General features: G+C 46.7%; 15 protein-coding genes and 1 pseudogene. 3 read left to right on the top strand and 13 right to left on the bottom strand.

Features of this window, described 5'->3' with window-relative positions; genetic code table 11:
• Window positions 1-51: 51 nt before the first annotated feature.
• The 13 genes from KW548_06855 to KW548_06795 all read right to left on the bottom strand — a co-directional run bounded on the left by KW548_06855 (window position 52) and on the right by KW548_06795 (window position 14,363).
• On the bottom strand, window positions 52-1,740 hold the full coding sequence (locus tag KW548_06855; GenBank protein QXX07684.1) for an ABC transporter ATP-binding protein/permease: 1,689 nt from the start codon (window positions 1,738-1,740) through the stop codon (window positions 52-54).
• A complete protein-coding gene (locus KW548_06850) occupies window positions 1,733-3,385 on the bottom strand; it encodes an ABC transporter ATP-binding protein/permease (protein ID QXX07683.1) in 1,653 nt (550 codons plus the stop codon). The genes KW548_06855 and KW548_06850 overlap by 8 nt, the downstream gene beginning before the upstream one ends.
• 252 nt (window positions 3,386-3,637) lie before the next feature.
• Window positions 3,638-4,078 carry a polymer-forming cytoskeletal protein gene (locus KW548_06845; protein QXX07682.1) on the bottom strand — a complete coding sequence of 147 codons (441 nt, stop codon included), beginning with the start codon at window positions 4,076-4,078 and terminating at the stop codon, window positions 3,638-3,640.
• Complete coding sequence (locus tag KW548_06840; GenBank protein QXX07681.1) at window positions 3,964-4,932, bottom strand: peptidoglycan DD-metalloendopeptidase family protein; 969 nt, start codon at window positions 4,930-4,932, stop codon at window positions 3,964-3,966. Before KW548_06840 ends, KW548_06845 begins: the two co-directional genes overlap by 115 nt.
• Window positions 4,933-5,111: 179 nt before the next feature.
• Window positions 5,112-6,482, bottom strand: a complete 1,371-nt coding sequence (locus tag KW548_06835; protein ID QXX07680.1) for a hypothetical protein — start codon at window positions 6,480-6,482, stop codon at window positions 5,112-5,114.
• A gap of 76 nt (window positions 6,483-6,558) precedes the next feature.
• Window positions 6,559-6,999 carry a flagellar export protein FliJ gene (locus tag KW548_06830; GenBank protein ID QXX07679.1) on the bottom strand — a complete coding sequence of 147 codons (441 nt, stop codon included), beginning with the start codon at window positions 6,997-6,999 and terminating at the stop codon, window positions 6,559-6,561.
• Between the two features lie 10 nt (window positions 7,000-7,009).
• Window positions 7,010-8,356 (bottom strand): FliI/YscN family ATPase, encoded by a 1,347-nt coding sequence (locus KW548_06825; GenBank protein ID QXX07678.1) that lies wholly within the window; start codon window positions 8,354-8,356, stop codon window positions 7,010-7,012.
• On the bottom strand, window positions 8,349-9,098 hold the full coding sequence (locus KW548_06820; protein QXX07677.1) for a flagellar assembly protein H: 750 nt from the start codon (window positions 9,096-9,098) through the stop codon (window positions 8,349-8,351). Before KW548_06820 ends, KW548_06825 begins: the two co-directional genes overlap by 8 nt.
• 3 nt (window positions 9,099-9,101) lie before the next feature.
• Window positions 9,102-10,121: a flagellar motor switch protein FliG gene (locus KW548_06815; protein QXX07676.1), complete on the bottom strand. Its 1,020-nt coding sequence runs from the start codon at window positions 10,119-10,121 to the stop codon at window positions 9,102-9,104.
• Window positions 10,084-11,832, bottom strand: coding sequence for a flagellar M-ring protein FliF (gene fliF, locus KW548_06810; GenBank protein QXX07675.1), 1,749 nt, complete (start codon window positions 11,830-11,832; stop codon window positions 10,084-10,086). Before fliF ends, KW548_06815 begins: the two co-directional genes overlap by 38 nt.
• A 3-nt stretch (window positions 11,833-11,835) precedes the next feature.
• Window positions 11,836-12,192: a flagellar hook-basal body complex protein FliE gene (gene fliE, locus KW548_06805; protein ID QXX07674.1), complete on the bottom strand. Its 357-nt coding sequence runs from the start codon at window positions 12,190-12,192 to the stop codon at window positions 11,836-11,838.
• Window positions 12,193-12,204: 12 nt separating this feature from the next.
• Window positions 12,205-13,536, bottom strand: a complete 1,332-nt coding sequence (locus KW548_06800; GenBank protein QXX07673.1) for a sigma-54 dependent transcriptional regulator — start codon at window positions 13,534-13,536, stop codon at window positions 12,205-12,207.
• A gap of 2 nt (window positions 13,537-13,538) precedes the next feature.
• The gene (locus KW548_06795; protein QXX07672.1) at window positions 13,539-14,363 is read right to left on the bottom strand and encodes an OmpA family protein; all 825 of its coding nucleotides are present in this window, start codon (window positions 14,361-14,363) and stop codon (window positions 13,539-13,541) included.
• Between the two features lie 504 nt (window positions 14,364-14,867).
• Between KW548_06795 and KW548_06790 the strand changes: the two are divergent.
• The 3 genes and pseudogenes from KW548_06790 (at window position 14,868) to fliP (ending at window position 16,825) form a co-directional block, all read left to right on the top strand.
• Window positions 14,868-15,684 (top strand): annotated as a pseudogene (locus KW548_06790) (FliM/FliN family flagellar motor C-terminal domain-containing protein).
• A complete protein-coding gene (gene fliN / locus KW548_06785) occupies window positions 15,684-16,052 on the top strand; it encodes a flagellar motor switch protein FliN (GenBank protein QXX07671.1) in 369 nt (122 codons plus the stop codon). Before KW548_06790 ends, fliN begins: the two are co-directional and overlap by 1 nt.
• Before the next feature lie 14 nt (window positions 16,053-16,066).
• Window positions 16,067-16,825 carry a flagellar type III secretion system pore protein FliP gene (gene fliP / locus KW548_06780; GenBank protein ID QXX07670.1) on the top strand — a complete coding sequence of 253 codons (759 nt, stop codon included), beginning with the start codon at window positions 16,067-16,069 and terminating at the stop codon, window positions 16,823-16,825.
• The last annotated feature ends 6 nt before the right edge of the window (window positions 16,826-16,831 follow it).

The raw sequence follows: 16,831 nt of genomic DNA, 5'->3' as shown, positions 1-16,831 counted from the left end.
TAAACAAAGCCTCGCTTGATAGCGAGGCTTTTACTTTGCTGTCCGGGATTTCTAGGCGACTTGGCCAGCAAGCCACAATTGCTGATAGCCCCCTCCTTCTGCCATTAAGGTATCATGGGCTCCGGAATCAACAATTTTGCCATCCTCTAAGTAGTAAATCGTATCGGCATGTTGAACGGTGTCTAAGCGGTGGGCGATAGTAATCACGGTCTTCCCTTCAGACAATCTGGCAATCGACGCCAATACTTCATTTTGCGTGGCCTCATCCAGCGCCGAAGTAATCTCATCCAATAGGAGAATCGGCGCATCATGCAGCAAGGCACGAGCAATGGATACTCTCTGGCGCTCACCTCCGGATAATTGGTTGCCGTTTTCACCAATATGACTATCCAGACCTTTTGGTAAACCCGCCACTAAGGCAGACAAACCGACGGCCTCAATCGCTTGTTGCAACTCTTCACTGCTTGCTTCTGGTTTCGCAAGTAACAAGTTGTCTCGTAAACTGCCACCGAGCAGTTGAACATCTTGTGTGACATAGGAAATCAGTTTATACCAGTGTTGAGTTCCGATCTCATCAATGCTGCGTCCGCCAATATTTATAGAACCCGAAGAGGGAATATGGAAAGCAGCAATGGCATCCAGAAGACTGGATTTTCCCGCTCCACTTGGTCCCACAAAAGCGATACGATGCCCTTTGGGGATGGTAAGGTTGACGCCACTCAGTATCTTTTGCTCATCAATAGTAAGATATAGGTCATCAATGACGATATCGTGCCCAGCAGGAGCTTCCCCTTTCGCTGCTTGTTGAGGCAATTGAGCGAGCGCCTGCAAACGGTCGGCGGCATTGAGCATATATCGCAATAACGCGGCATAAACCGTCATTCGGGTTAAAGGGCGGATACAAACCACGCTTGCCACAATCACCACTAAACATTCTGGCCATGTCAGCTGATCAGATTGCAAAAACAGACTTGCGAGGCCAAGGTTTAGCACCAGTGCGAGCTCAGTGATCAATGTAGCGATAAGAACACCCATTCCACCAGCCCATTCCAGACCAAGGCCAGCGGCTCGTTGTTGCTCTATTTTGTCACACAAGGGGGCCGCCAGACGTTCACTTTGGGCAAAACCACGTAGCATAGGCAAACAGTCAACATATTCTAACAGTCGGCTGGAGACCTCACTATTCATACTGTGATGATGCTGTGCTCGCTGACTGAATGTGCTCTCCGCGAGCATTAACACCCCCAGAGCCAAAACGAATATCCCCAAAGTAACAGCCCCTAAAACAGGGTCAACCAAGCCAATCACCAATAGCATGGCAAATGGCACAACCCACGCTGAAATGAAATCCGCTAATAGATGACTGAATATATCTTCAAACTGCTTCAAATCTGCAGTCAGAAGTTTCATTTTTTCGCCTAGACGCTTGCCTTTTAGTGCAGCAAGAGGTTGTCTTCGAATATCCGTCAACAGCTGGCTTCTCAGTCCATGAGTAATGCTATAAGCACCGAGAAATGTCTGCTTGGCACTCTGGCCAAACCACCATTGGCTCACCACCACCATCAATGAGATCGCTCCTACCGTCAGCCAAGACACTGATTCTGGGCTCAAAAGCCAGACAAAAAGCGTACCAAACACCAATAGAGGCAAGGCTTCCACCACCAGCTTTCCAGCAAGTCCTTTCCAGAACTGCCGAGCACTGATACCACTATGGCGTATCAAGATCTGAATACTAGTCATCACCACTCTCCTGCACTTTACCCGCCTCCACTCGTAAGCGACGATTCACTTGCTTAACTCGACCCGCTCGATGACTGATAATCAACTGAATCTGTTCAGGGTGATAGTCACGAAGTCCTTCTAGCACTATTTGCTCAGAAATTTGATCAAGATGCGCTGTCGCTTCATCAAGAATCAACACTGGCGTTTTAGCCAACGCCGCCCTGACGATTGCCAGACGTTGCATTTCTCCACCACTGAATAAACGCTGAGCTTCGCCAATCGGGGAATCCAGACCTTGGGGTAATTTCATCACTAAGGTTTTCAGTTTCATGAGCGACAACAGTGACCAAAGCTCATCATCATGTAATGCCTTGCTAGTCAATGACAGATTGTCACGCAATGAACCGGAGAAGAACGCCACCTGTTGATCGACACTCGTCACATAACGGCTGCGTGTTACATCATCCCAACCCTTCATCGGCATACCATTGACACGCCAATCACCCTTGTCCGCAGTCAGAGCTCCAGTCAAGGTCATTAGCCAAGAGCTTTTCCCCGCGCCCGATTCCCCTTCGATCGTCACCCGTTCCCCGGGATAAAATTCGACATTTATCTCACTCAATAGCGGATTGTCTGCGCGAGAAAGCGTCAACTGAGTGCAGGAAAGAGTGGCTAGCGGGGCCACATAACTTGGTACCACAGACTGACGAGAGTGAAAGAAAGGAAGGAGGCGATCGACGGCAACAAAGGATTGCTGTATCTGAGAAAAGACCTGGGTCAGATCGAGCCAAGGTTTTAAAATACCCGCACTGATACAAACCACCATGACCAGCTCTGCATGCGACAACTGTCCCATTTGAACCAATGCGATGGCAGCAGGCACAACCAACATGAGTGACGTCTGAGCCAGTGTAACAAACGTCACCCAAGCGCCAACCATGACGCGAGTATAGCCAGTGACGATTTTATTATGGGAACGAATTGTGCGGCTAAGCGTCAAGTAAGAATCTACATCGACGGAGAACAGTTTCATGACACCAATGCTACGCAAAAATTCCATCTGCGCTTGGTGCATATCGGCAACGATCTGCATGTACTTTTCTTGCCGATGACGGAAGCCACTCATCAACATAATCTGAACAACCAGTGCCACAGGTAAAGGCAGCAGTGCGATCAACGCCAGACGCCAGTCTATGTAACCCATCAGTATGGTGAGCAGTACGGGCATCATAAGACCATTAATCACATCCGTACCATGATGGGCAATGAGTGGCTCAAGACTCTGACAGTCATCCGAGAGTCGTTTTTCTATGTCTCCTCGCTTCAAGCTTCGGAGCTGTTCGATTTTCATGGATGCCAAAGCACGAACAATGTGTTGGCGTGTCTTCTGGATAATCTGATACGCGGCTAAATGCGCCAGCCAAACCGCAAAAGCGTACAATCCATAGCGCGCAAATAATGCGATAACGAATACCAACAGATACTCAATGGGTGACTCTCCAGAAGCCATGGCTTCGAGAGAGAGAAGCAAACATAACCAAGGTACGACTTCTATTAGACTGCACATGACCGCGCTACCTAATGAAAGAGTGACTTGACGACGCTCACTGTACAACATGGCTTTAAGTGCTTCGCTTCGCCCCATGCCCTTTGACAGTAACATACATACTCCCGACAAATGGAGAGTATTGTCCGGCAGTTTGTCGGGAGCGACTAACGTAATCAGGTGTTAAAATGGCGACTTCCGTCCTTATTGGTCACTCGACGAAAGAGAGCAAAAAGTCAGCCTGCCCTAGCGAATTTAACCAGTGAATGAGGTGTCATGATGCGAGTAGGGTGGCGAGATAACGCCTAGGCGGGATGTGGGCGGTGTTTGATGTCTCCCTCAATTCGGGAGACATCCTTGACTCAACACTCAAGCACACTGCTCGACTTTACCTTGTTCCGTTTTTGCTCTTGGCTTTGATGTCTTTTTCGCCGCATCTAAGTTGACCACTTCTTCTGTGGAAACATTTTTTGAATTGCCTAGGAAGACGCCACCTTTCTGAATCGTAAACTCTGTCGCTGACACCTCTCCTTCAAGGTAGCCGTGTTCGAGAATCTCCAAACTTTTGGTGTAAACCTTGCCCAGAAAACGACCATTGATAATCAGGCGTTCTGCGCGAATCGACCCATCGACAGAGCCCGTAGCACTGATAGTGACACTTCGATCGGTTTCAATACTGCCCTTTATTTGACCATCTATCTGGATGTTACAAGTAAGCTTGAGCTGTCCCTCAATATAGCCTCCTTCCGCGATGACAGTTTGAGAGCAGTGGCTATTTGATTCTCGATTCTGTTTACCAAGTAATCCCATTTTACGTCCTTATTCGATTCGAAAATCGAGTCAAAGTTATTCATTTCCCATTTGGTGAACGGCAGTGGATCCAGAGAGCGCCCCACCAAACGAACCTCATAATGCAGGTGATATCCAGTCGACAACCCAGAGTTCCCCGATAGGCCTATCAAATCACCTTTTTTAACGTAATCTCCACGCTTCACCTTGAATGCACTCAGGTGAGAGTAAGAAGAAGTAAATCCGAAGGAGTGCGCCAGCTTGATGAAATTGCCAGATCCCTTATTGCTCTTTCTCGCCACTTCAATAATGCCATCGGCTGGAGCGTAAATAGGTGTCCCAGCATTCACCGCATAATCAATACCATGATGCATGGTTTTTACTTTGGTAACAGGATGCACTCGACGGCCATAATGGGAAGAAAGATGACCCGCCTTAACAGGCCGTCCATTGGGTATCAGTTGCATCATTTGATGACGAACAGCGGCACTGAGCCCAGCACTGTCCACCCGTTCCCTTAAATCTAACGATTCGTTAGAAAGCGCTAGCGCAGACTCAATATCGCGCAGTTTGTCCGTGACATAAGCGAGGTCTTGCTTCTTTCTTGTCAGGTGGCTTTCCAAATCACTCTGAAATTCATGTGAGCGTATGAGCTCTTGTTCGAGAGAAGAGGCTTTGCTCAGTAACTCACTTTTTTCTCGCTCAGAGTCAGAGGCATCACCTGCTAAAATCGACAAAAGTCCGAGCAGGGTACAGAACACCACTGCAATAAAAAGGAGTGAGTACTTAATCCCTTTAATGGCCCGGAACGAAAGATTAAAAAAGCGCGTTCCTTCAATGCCTGTGACCATAACGGTTAAGTGATTAGATTCCATACTTGTTCAATGACACACTCTTACAATCATTCAAGTGAGAGGAATTCTATCAGGGCACGACGACGCGAAAAGAGGCAGGTTTCCAATTCGGAAACCTTATCCCAGAGATAAAAATTGAATTTAATTCGCGAGTAAAACTGGTCGCTTTGCCTATTGTGGTACTAAAAATAGAGTCTCAACTACTCAGCGACTTTCTCGCGACTAAAACGCTTCATGTCACTGGCAAATTGTTTAAAGTCGATGCGTTTAACCAACACAGCACAGATAGGAGGAAGAGGTTCAAACATAAACACACTGTCATGATGGAGAAGGTGGTCAAAAATGAGGGTAAGGTTGTCTTTGCTGGACAAGCCCGTTGAAAGATATAGGGCGTGGATTTTTGCCACACAGCTCACCTTGTCAAGCTTACGGGTAAAGCTATCCAGCACAGACTCGGCGCTTTGGCGGACACCAGTGAGGAATTCAGCATGAAGCTGAATTATCGCCAGATGCTGACTTTCACTATCTGTAAGCTTATGACGAGACATTTCTTTAACAACCTGATGAAATTTCTTCTCATACAAGCCACTGCCCTCTTCGCTTCGCATCCATAACATTAATAAAGCAAAGAGATAGTTTAGCGTGTGCTGAGCCACATCTCGATTGATCAGTTTGGCCGCATTAAGTCCAGAGGAAAAGTGCACCAGAGCATCATCATATCGGCCTGCTGCAATACTCATCAGCGCCAAGGATGTATGTTGAGTTAAACTGAGACCCCAACGTGAACCTGAGCGAGTCAGCAGACGATAAGCCTGCTGCACACTGCCATTTTGCAACATCAGCAACGAGCCTATCTCATCAAACGGCTGACCGAGTTGGAACTTAGCAGATTGGAACTTGTTATACAGCTCAAGAGCATCCTCAGATTGGGCATTTAATACCAGTGCATTGAGAAACAGGCTGATTTCCAGCGAGTAATCGCGCTTACCCGCTTCTTTTATCAAAGCACCATAGAGCTCCGTTGCTTGCTTAAGCTCACGTTTAACGAGATGGTAGTGGGCACGATTAAGTTTGAAATCATACTGATATTCGAAGTAATGCTGCTCAAAGAATTGGTAGCGCTTCTCCATTTCGTCAGCACACTCGATATCGTTACGCTGAAGCAATGGCCAGACTTTGTTCTTCTTTTCAAACACCTTACGGATCAGAACGCTGACATCGCGTTGATTGTCTTCCGGTTTAAGGTGAACATCACCCAAATAATAAGAGCTATCACGGATACTACTATCCGCGCAATCCATAATGATGGTCGAACGCTCATCAATGGTCTGCGACTTTCTCAGCTCGAGAATCAAGTCCTGTGACTTGACGGTGTTTTTGCGAAAGCTCTGATCACAGATCAGAATATCAAACCGGCCATGGAAGGTACGATTAAGCGCTTCATGAGGCGAATTGAGATGAATTATCTTATGTTGCTTGATTCCCAAAGAAAGCATCAGGCTAGATATGCTAATATTTTTGTTGGGAAATTCTTTGATTATAAGGACATTTGCATCTCTTAACTTAAGCATACCAACCTTTCTATTATTCTTAACTAAATTAGGCTTGATGCAGTTTAAAGGGACGCAAAGCCTTGCGGGTGACGAATTATTGAGCTTTTTGTGCGAATCGGCTATTGATAATCTCTTCTAACGCGAGCTCTTCCTTGTGTCGAATATCAGAATTGTGCGCTTCCTTCCAACATTCGAGGGTTTTTTCTAGACCTTTGACTCTGAGATGCTTAGTTTCAAGTTGTTTTTGCAACGAGGCGCACTCTGCTTGCATCACTTGCTGTTCATGCTGTTGATGTACGATCAGTTTATGGAGCATCTGTTCCACACGGCTACGATTGAGTAACGCCTCTCGATGCGAAGACGTGACATGGCTCGATCTAGGCTGCGTCTGGCTCTTCAAATCCATCAGTTGCTGCAAACGCTGTTGAGCTGAAGCATGTTGTTGACGAAGCGATTCTAACTGCACCGACATCAGATCTCGATGCTTTTTCTGAATTTTCTGAAACTTCGCCACAGCACGCAATTTCGCTTCCATACGTTAATTCCTAATTTGGTTGAAAGAGCTGAGCTAGCTCTGTCAGGCTTTGAGGAAAATCCACCGAGCAATCAGCGGCTTGCTGGAGGTATGCCGTCAATTGTGGATACAGAGCCACTGAGCGATCCAATTCAGGATCTTGTCCCGGCTGGTAACCTCCGAGTGGCAGTAGGTCTTTAACCTGAAGGTAGTTCGAGTAAGTTTTGCGAAACTCGTTTGCCAAGGTCAGATGGGCAGGCTGGGAGCAAGCCGTCATACAGCGACTCACTGAAGCATTTATATCAATCGCTGGATAATGCCCTTGTTCTGCAAGTTTACGCGACAAGACAACATGCCCATCAAGAATGGCCCGCGCCGAATCCACCACGGGATCTTGCTGGTCATCACCTGCAGCAAGGATGGTATAAATAGCGGTCAGACTGCCGTTTTGGTTTTCGCTGTTACCAGCGCGCTCAAGCAACTGCGGTAAAGCATTAAACACCGAAGGCGGGTAACCTCTGGTAGCAGGGGGCTCCCCCAAGGACAGGGCGATTTCTCTCTGTGCCATCGCATAACGAGTCAAAGAATCCACCATCAACAAGACATCTTTGCCCTTGTCGCGAAAATACTCTGCGACTCGATGGCATAACAGCATGGCTCTAAGGCGCATCAGGGGCGATTCATCTGCTGGTGCAGCAATGATGATCGCCTTGTCACGAGCTTCAGGTGTTAGGTTTCTCTCAATAAACTCGCGCACTTCACGACCACGCTCTCCAATCAAACCGACCACAATGACGTCTGCTTCCGTGTTTTGAGTGATCATTCCCATCAAAACACTTTTCCCCACACCACTGCCGGCCATCAGACCAATACGCTGGCCTTTGCCGACAGTAAGCAGGCCATTCATCGCTCTTACCCCAACATTGAGCGGCGAATCCACCGGCCTACGCTTAAGGGGATTTATCGGTCTAGGTTCAAGCGAAACTCGCTCCCCTCCGTGCAATTGAGGGCCGTCGTCAAGGGTTTCACCCAATCCGTTGACGACTCGGCCCATCCAGTTTTCGCCAAGTTGCACTGTGCTATCGCCATCCAGTGGGATCACTTTCGCACCTGCAAACAAACCACCAAGTCGACGAATTGGCATCAAATAAGCGATGGTATGATCGAAGCCGACGACCTGAGCTTCAATCATGTCTCCTTCAGCGGTTTCAACTAAACAACGCTGTTCAAGCTTAAAACGGCACCCTACTGCTTGAAGCATGAGCCCCGTTACCTTTACCAGCCTGCCCGTTACTCTAGCTACAGGAATAGAATCCAATGAAGCAATCGCTTCACTGGTTCGCTCAGACAAAAGCTCAAATGCGAGGGTATTACTCATTATGCTCTTCTACCACAGGTGTCACTTCGTCGAGCAAGTGTTCTTTGACGTTATCCATGCAGGCTTGTAAACGAGAATCACAACTGGCATCGGCCTCAGCCTCTTCAGTCACTAGATGGCAGCCCCCCGTCGGCAATTCTGGGTTACCGACCAGTTTCCATTCTTTAGGCAATTCCGCGTTAATTTGGGTAATTCGGTCAAGGTCCTGAGGATTAAGGTGCACCGTCACTTTCTCGGTTTTTCCTGGCATCGCTTCAAGTGTTTCATCAACAAGCGCTAAGATTTGCTGTGGCATCAGAGTGAGTTCTGCTCGAATCACCTGTTGGGCAACCTTTTGTACCAGCTCGCAAATGATGTGTCGCTGTTGCTGCTCACGTTCAGATTGCCAGCGCGACAAAGTTTGATAAAGCTCATTAACTGGCTTAGCCGCTTCAAGGAAAGCTTGCTTGCCGGACTGTTCGCCGGAGACAAAGCCTTGCTGGAAGCCTTCTTTTTGTCCTTCCAATAACCCTTGCTGCTTACCCTGATTCAGTCCTTGACGCAGACCTTCTTCGTGCCCCTGTTCGAGGCCTGTCTGGAACCCTTCTTCAAGCTTTTGTTGGATATCTATCTGAGAATCTTGCCAAGAATCTTCTATGGCAAATTCATCCTCATTGACCACTGGCTGAGCCAGTGGTGGAAAGCGGTGAATACGATACCCAGATGCAGGAACTTGCAATAAATTGGATTTCATTATTGACATGCATTACTCCACTGTTGGTTCGTCATAAAGCACGAGTTCGATTTCACCTTCTTCATCCAATTCACGCACGATCTGCATGACCTCGTGTCTGGCTCGTTCAACACGACTCAGAGGGACAGCACCACGGATTTCCATATCATCTTCCAGCGCTTTGACCATACGCTGTGGCATCGCACTCTTTATCGTTTGTTGTAGAATGATCTCCGCCCCTTTAAGAGCTAGGCTCCAAAGTTCAAGTGGGACTTGCTGAACCAAAGTATCCAGTGTTTCTTCTGTCTGTCGACCAAGCACCAAAAAGTCGAACATGTTGAGCTCAATCTCACTCACCACCTCTTCATCGTGCAACTTGAGCATTTCCATTAACGAGCCACGGTCACCTTCAAAACGGTTGATGATGTCTGCCACTTGCTTGACTCCAGATAATGGCGCACTCTGACTGGCCGATACCTGTTCAATACAGCGGTCAATGAGGTCGTTGAGATCACTGGCGACCTGATGGTCAATATCCTGCAGCCGGGCAATCCGGTACAAAATTTCGTCATGATAGTCTTCAGGTAAGTGCTTAAGTACCGTCGATGAGCTTTCTGCAGGCAAGTAGGCCAGAAAAATGGCTTGCATCTCTGGGTGCTCATTGGCGATGAATCGAGCTAAAATGTCAGCATCCACCCACTGTAAACGCTTCATGTTATTGCGAATCTCATCACCGTATAAGTTGTTGAGAAGACCTTTGGCTAGGTCATTCCCCAAGGCTTTGCGCAGGGTATTCGATAGATACTCTTTCGACGCACCGCGAATGCCGCTATGCTGCCGAAAGTCTTCGAAGAAGTGCTGGATAATGCCATGAGCACGATCACTTTTTATTCCACTGAGCTTCGCCATTGCTTTCGTCACACGCTGGGTTTCATCTCGGGTGAAGTTGCGCAGCACTTTGGCCGCGGCATCTTCCCCCATGCCGAGAAGTACCAGAGCGGTTTGCTCTACGTAACTAAGCGTTGCTTTTTGATTTAACTCTGCTGTGTTCATTCACATTTACCCATTGTTTTAGTACTTCGGCGACTCGTTCAGGTTCTTCGTTGGCGATTAACTGTAGGTGTTTCAGTTGAATCTCCAGTGGCGACCCAGGTGGCGGTAGCATGTCATTCCCCACATCCAAGCCAGTGGAAGCGGCAATGCCTTTTTCCGATAGTTTTCGATTCAAAGCTTCTTCTCGCTCACGTTCTTCTCTTGTTTGCAGATTTTCGTAGATAGGGTCATCCTGAGGATCAGCGAACTCCAACTCTTGCGAACGCATGTCCGATCCCGTCAAATGCATGATAAGTGGACGCAGCACGAAGAAAATCATCGCCATCCCTAGCATACCGCCTATTACGTAACGCATAGGTTGCTGAACCGTGGGATCCTGCCACCATGGAATGGTCGGTGGCGCCTCAATCGTGAGCGGTGTAAAGCTAAAACTCATCAAGCTAAGAGTGTCGCCACGGTCAGCCGCAATGCCTACCGCGTCGGTAACCATGGTCGAAATTTGTGCTTTTTCCTCTGCGGTCCAAGCGGTACCATTAGGTGCGGCCGCCTGATTAAGCAACACAGACACACTGAGTTTTTCAATCTGGCCCTGCTGATAATGTGTACGTCGCACACTACTGCCCACCGCGTACTGGCGGTTTATTTCAGAGCGTGTGTTGGTATTTTTGCTATCCTGAGTTGGCGCTTCACCAGTGACTGGAGGCTGGTTGCTCAATGTTCCCGGGACACCGAGTGCTATCTGATCAGTCGAGTTGTCGGAGATAGTATGCTCGTTGCGAATGATCGGCGTATTATCAAGAATTTCTTGAGTCTCTTCGACCTGACTGAAATCAAGATCTGCCGCGACCTGAACACGGAAGTTGCTCGGTCCAACAATCGGCGTCAGCATGTCTGAAGCACGTTGAATGATTTGTTTCTCAACGTTCTTCTGATATTCAAGATATTTTGCATTGACCTTACCGGCTTCCGCTGAAGCGACATCGGCACTCAACAAACGACCGTATTGATCAATCACAGAGACCAACTCAGGCTTCATTCCTGTCACACTGCCAACAACCAAATTGATAATCGCTTCAACTTGTTCCGGCTTCAGATCTTCACCAGGTTTAAGCTCAAGCATCACTGACGCTGAAGGCGCTTCGCTGTTTTGTCTAACAAACAAGGTTTGACGCGGTATTGCTAGGTGAACACGAGCGTTAGACACTGCATTGAGTGACATAATGGTACGTACCAGTTCACCTTCCAAGCCATGACGATAGCGAGCGGTTTCCATAAACTGACTGGTGCCAAGGGAACTGTCTTCTTTAAGGGAATCTAACCCGGTTGGCAGCTTGGCTTTCACGCCTTTTGCTGCGAGCAACATTCGGATTTTGGCCACATGTCCTTCTGGCACTAGTACTTGGCCATTTTGCTCTTGAAGTCGGTAATTGATACCTTCAGATTCGAGGACAGAGACAATTTCACCAGTATCAAACCTCTCTTGCTGACTGTAAAGCGGGCGATAACTCTGTGTTGAGCTCCAAAGTGCGACCACTATGATTGCCGCCACGATAGCGGCCAAAACCGCGGACAGAACCAGATTTCTCTGACTGTTTGACCACAGCTGTTTCAATTTTTGAGTGAAATCTTCCATTCCTCGCGTGGAGGAGGTTTGCGTACTGGCAGCACTAAATGTTCCGCCACCTGCAACTTGGGTTGTTAAGTCTGACATGGGTTACACCGGCATCTTCATAATATCTTCAAACGAGGTCACGACCTTGTTACGTACCTGCATCAAAGCGTTGAATGACAGGCTGGCTTTCTGACTAGCGATCATGGCTCCGACTAAATCATCGCTTTGGCCTGTTTCGACCGCGGTCATTTTCTGGCTGGCCACTGATTGATGCTGATTGACCGTATCGAGCACATTGGTCATTGCTGTGGAAAATGAGAGAGGCGAATTCACCTGCTGCACATCAAGTGGATTCGCTGAAACCACAAACTCAGGTTGGATCTGAGCACGCATTGCATCCATCTTGGATAGCATCAATTGTTCTGCGGTCATCGCACTGTTTATTGGTTGACTTGCCATAACTTATCCTCCTTAAGCAGCCGAACCTAGGGCCGACTGTAGATCAATACCTTGTTCACGCATTGCCGCTAACTTGTAGCGTAATGCGCGGGTCGTAACGCCAAGTGCGTTTGCTGTCTTGGTGCGATTGCCGCCATACTGGCGAAGTTGTTCGAGAATGTACTGGTATTCAGCCTGTTTCTTGACCTCAACGTGTCCCATACTTTGGGCAGGCGTCGTGGTTTGGACAGGGCTAATTAACTCAACGGGCAACATCAGATCATGGGCGGTAATGTAGTCACCATGTCGCATGACTAGTGCACGTTGAATCACGTTTTCCAGCTCTCGGATATTACCGGGCCAGTGATATTGGCTGAGCGCCATGATCGCGTCCTGAGAAAGATGACACTGACTGCCATCCTGAAATTTGTTGATGAAGAACTGACTGATCGGCAATATGTCTTCACTGCGTTCCCGCAGTGGTGGCCAATGCAGGGGTAAAACATCCAAACGGTAATAAAGATCCTCACGGAATGTGCCGTTTTTCACTTCTTCACGCAGATCTTTATTGGTTGCGGCAATGACCCGAATATCAAGCTGAATAGACTTATGACTGCCTACTCGCTCAACTTCTCTTTCCTGAAGTACACGCAAAAGCTTTGCCTGGACCGCTGGTGACATCTCTCCGATCTCATCGAGCAATATGGTTCCGTTATTGGCTTCTTCAAACTTACCGCTTTGAGAATGAGTCGCGCCAGTGAACGCACCTTTCATATGGCCAAACAAGACGGCTTCAAGCATAGATTCGGGTATAGCAGCACAGTTTACCGCAATGAAAGGACCGTTCGAGCGTGGTGAGTGCTCATGGACATAACGCGCCAACACTTCTTTACCTGTGCCAGATTCTCCGGTCACTAACACACTGGCATTGGTGCAAGCTGCACGGTGCGCCAACTGAAGTACCTGTTTGCTGCGCCATGATTCAGCCACAATATTAGCCATGGGCTTGCCAATCACTTCAACACGCCGTAAAAGGTTGAGCAACTGACTGTTTTCAAATGGACGGAGTAGGTAATCCGTCGCGCCAGCTTTCATGGTTTCGGCGGCTAAGATTCCCTGCTCTTGTTCTACGATTGCAATAGCGACACCATTGCTTGATGTCTTTTGATGACAACTGACAAACTCTCTGACACACATGTCAGGCAAATTTGAACTCACCAGCGTAATCGACGCCGACCCTTCAAGCAGCGCACTCCGCCCAGTACGAGAATGAGTAACATGGTAACCCGCCTCTTCTAGCACTCTAATGACTGGCTGGGCGAACTCATCTCTTGGCTCTACTAACAAGATATTGGTCTCTGCCATCTTTAAGCCTTTTCCCTATCGTTAATTTTATTATTTTGTTTTGGTATCACTGCTTCATCATTGCGCACCAGTCTTAAAGTCACGCGTCGGTTCTTAGCCTGCCCTTCTGGTGTTGAGTTATTGGCGATGGGGTATCGAGAACCATGAGACCTTATTTCTATTCTTGCGGCCTCTACGCCTGATTTTTTAAGTGCTTTCGCAACCAAATCTGCTCGTTGCTTAGCGATAGTGAGATTCGCGACCTTAGACCCGATGTTGTCGGTGTAGCCGTCAATAAGAATTTTTTTGATATTTTTGTCAGCTCGTATGTACGTGTATAGCGCACTAAGCGTATCGATTTGTTGAGTCGTTAACTGACGCTGGCCTAGATCAAATGACAGTGTGATGTTGCGTGCTTGAGCATAAGGAATGCTAGGTAATGAAGTTTGGCAACGGTGAAATTGAGCGAGCGCTTTTTGAATACGGATCGTGGGTAAAAGATAAGTTCGACTGTCGGAAGGGTGACTTCCGCTAAACGCGAGTTTTATCCAATGCCCTGATTCAATATTGTTCAACAATTCAGGTATATTATGCTGAAAAACAGAATGCTGTTTATTAATAGTGGCATTAGGGCTTATAAACTTGGCATCACTTCCCCTACTCCATGGAGCAGGAGAACTATATAACTTTCCGTGATTCCAATTTTTATTATTCGCTTCAAACTGGGAGTGTAAATATATTTTACCTACTTCCTCAGAGCGGAAATAAAACTTCCCATAGGAAGAATTCTCATATTTAAGATTGCATACCAAGCTGTTCCCATTATAAAGCCAATTGACTTCATCCATGGGTACTTCAACTTCAGTTGTTGCCAGTGAAGAGGAGCAATGGAAGAGTAAAGCTATTAAATATATTTTCTGAGCCTTCGTATTCATGATGTTATATGAGCGCCATTAAATAAACAGACTAATCATCCATTTCGAATTAATAAGATATCTAATGGGATTTAAACAAATTATAGTTTGTCTATATGTTGCACATTGCCTCCTAAATACGGAAGAAATTGTAATTAACATGTAAAAAATCAATAAAATTCATTTAAAACCATGAAGATAAGACAGAACAACAGGCTAATAAAAGTTTAAAACTGTCATTCGTCATTCGCATGCATCGCAAACTAACCTGTTTTATTTTTTATGAGAAGATATATATAACGACTTAAAATCAACATATGGAGTAAAGTCACAAATTTTATAAATCAGGCTTATTTATAACGAATTTTTCTATGTAAACTTGCGCCAATTGAGTTAGAAAATTAAAAAATCGCTTTGTCAAGACATGGTAAAATATAAATGGAAAGTAGCAGCAAGATATCTATTCCAGATTATCAGACTCTAAGCATTGAATCGTTAGGGAAACCGATTCACATTATTCGGGATAAACTGGAAAGTCTAATATCCAGCTCGTGTAATGGCCTGACTTATGAGCTGCAAAACTGGTTAAAAACGCATCACGCAGAAGCTAATATAAATCTAGTTTCACTGCATACTTTTACACCAAATGAAATGGATAAGTCTTCTATCAGCACTTTCCGTCATGATGGTGGAGGGCAAGTATTTATCCATGCCGATAGTCAGACTCTAATTAAGTTAGCTGACAGCTTTTACGACGCCAAGATGCAAAGAAGCCACACGTCACTGAACAACAGTGATTTGCGTCTTCAGGAAAAAATCGGCCGGATGATCATTAACTGGCTGGCTCCAGAGGAAATGTGGTCCAAATGCGAGTTCGAGCCAGCACAAGGGACAGGTCTTTACGCCACCATTGACGTCAGCCTGAACGACCACCAAGGCACTATACACATTAAGCTAGACGAAATGCTTGTTGTCACATTGACAGAACAACTGGACTTGCAGCCCAAAGGGTCATTGTACGAGTCTTTTTGTCAATCTCTGACTTCAACACCAGTCAAACTCAATGTCTTACTTAGTAAAAAAACCATACCGCTCAGTGAGTTAATTTCACTGCAGCCTAACGATGTGTTACCGATCGAATTATTGTCTTCAGCTCCCGTCAGTATTGGCCAAGAACACCTTTTTTTCTGGTCGAGTCGCGGAGAATGATGGCCAGCTAGTTTTAATTCTTAATCAAGATAAGGAATCTTTTTAATGAGCGAGACAACAGAGAACCACGCATTTAATGGTGAAGAGCTGAACTTTGATGACTTTCAACTGGAAGAGACTCACAGCGACATTATCAATGCTGAGGTACCAACCCCAGAACGTGATCTGAGCTTTTTTAAGAATATTCCTGTGACCGTTACTTTGGAAGTTGCCAGTAAAGACATCGCGTTGGGCGATTTGATGAAAGCCGGTGAAGGCAGTGTCATCGAGCTCGACAAACTCAACGGCGAACCTCTAGACGTGAAAGTCAACGGATCCTTGATGGGCCACGCTGAAGTGGTCGTAGTTAACGAAAAATATGGTTTGAGACTGATTGATATTGTCGATTCAGCTCTGGCCTCTGCGGTTCAGTAAGGATTCACTGAAACATGACTAAGTCACCTTCCTTTCAGGGATGGGGGATCCTAATCGGTTTGGTTGGCCTGCTCTTCGCGTTCCCTTCTGTAGCGAATGAGTCAGGCTTAACCATCTTATCGGTCAGCGACGGAGCAACCCAGCAAGAGTACAGTGTCAAACTACAGATTCTGTTATTAATGACAGCCCTGAGTTTTCTCCCTGCATTTATACTGATGGCCACCAGCTTTACTCGCATTATAGTGGTTCTCGCGATTCTTCGTCAGGCTTTGGGGTTACAACAAAGTCCACCAAACCGAGTGTTAGTCGGTATTGCACTCGCGTTATCGCTGTTGATCATGCGCCCCGTTTGGACGGATATTTACCAAAATGCTTTCCAACCCTACGACCAGGGCGAAATTACCTTAATGGAAGCATTTTCTGTCGCAGAAAAACCCGTGCGTAATTTCATGTTGGCACAAACTCAACAGACGTCTCTTGAGCAAATGTTACGCATTGCCAATGAACCACTCGATACTGCGCTAGAGGACATCTCCTTTGCCGTGGTTCTGCCCGCTTTTGTTATCAGTGAGCTAAAAACCGCTTTTCAAATCGGTTTCATGCTGTTTATTCCTTTTCTGATCATTGACCTTGTCGTCGCGAGTGTCCTTATGGCAATGGGTATGATGATGCTCTCGCCATTGATCATCTCACTTCCATTCAAATTGGTGGTGTTTGTTCTAGTCGATGGCTGGGCCATGACTGTCGGCACCTTATCCGCCAGTTTTGGATAACAGGAG

It is taken from the genome of Vibrio neptunius (assembly GCA_019339365.1).
In the GTDB taxonomy this organism is placed as follows: domain Bacteria; phylum Pseudomonadota; class Gammaproteobacteria; order Enterobacterales; family Vibrionaceae; genus Vibrio; species Vibrio neptunius.
This window is presented reverse-complemented; position numbering and strand designations above follow the sequence as displayed.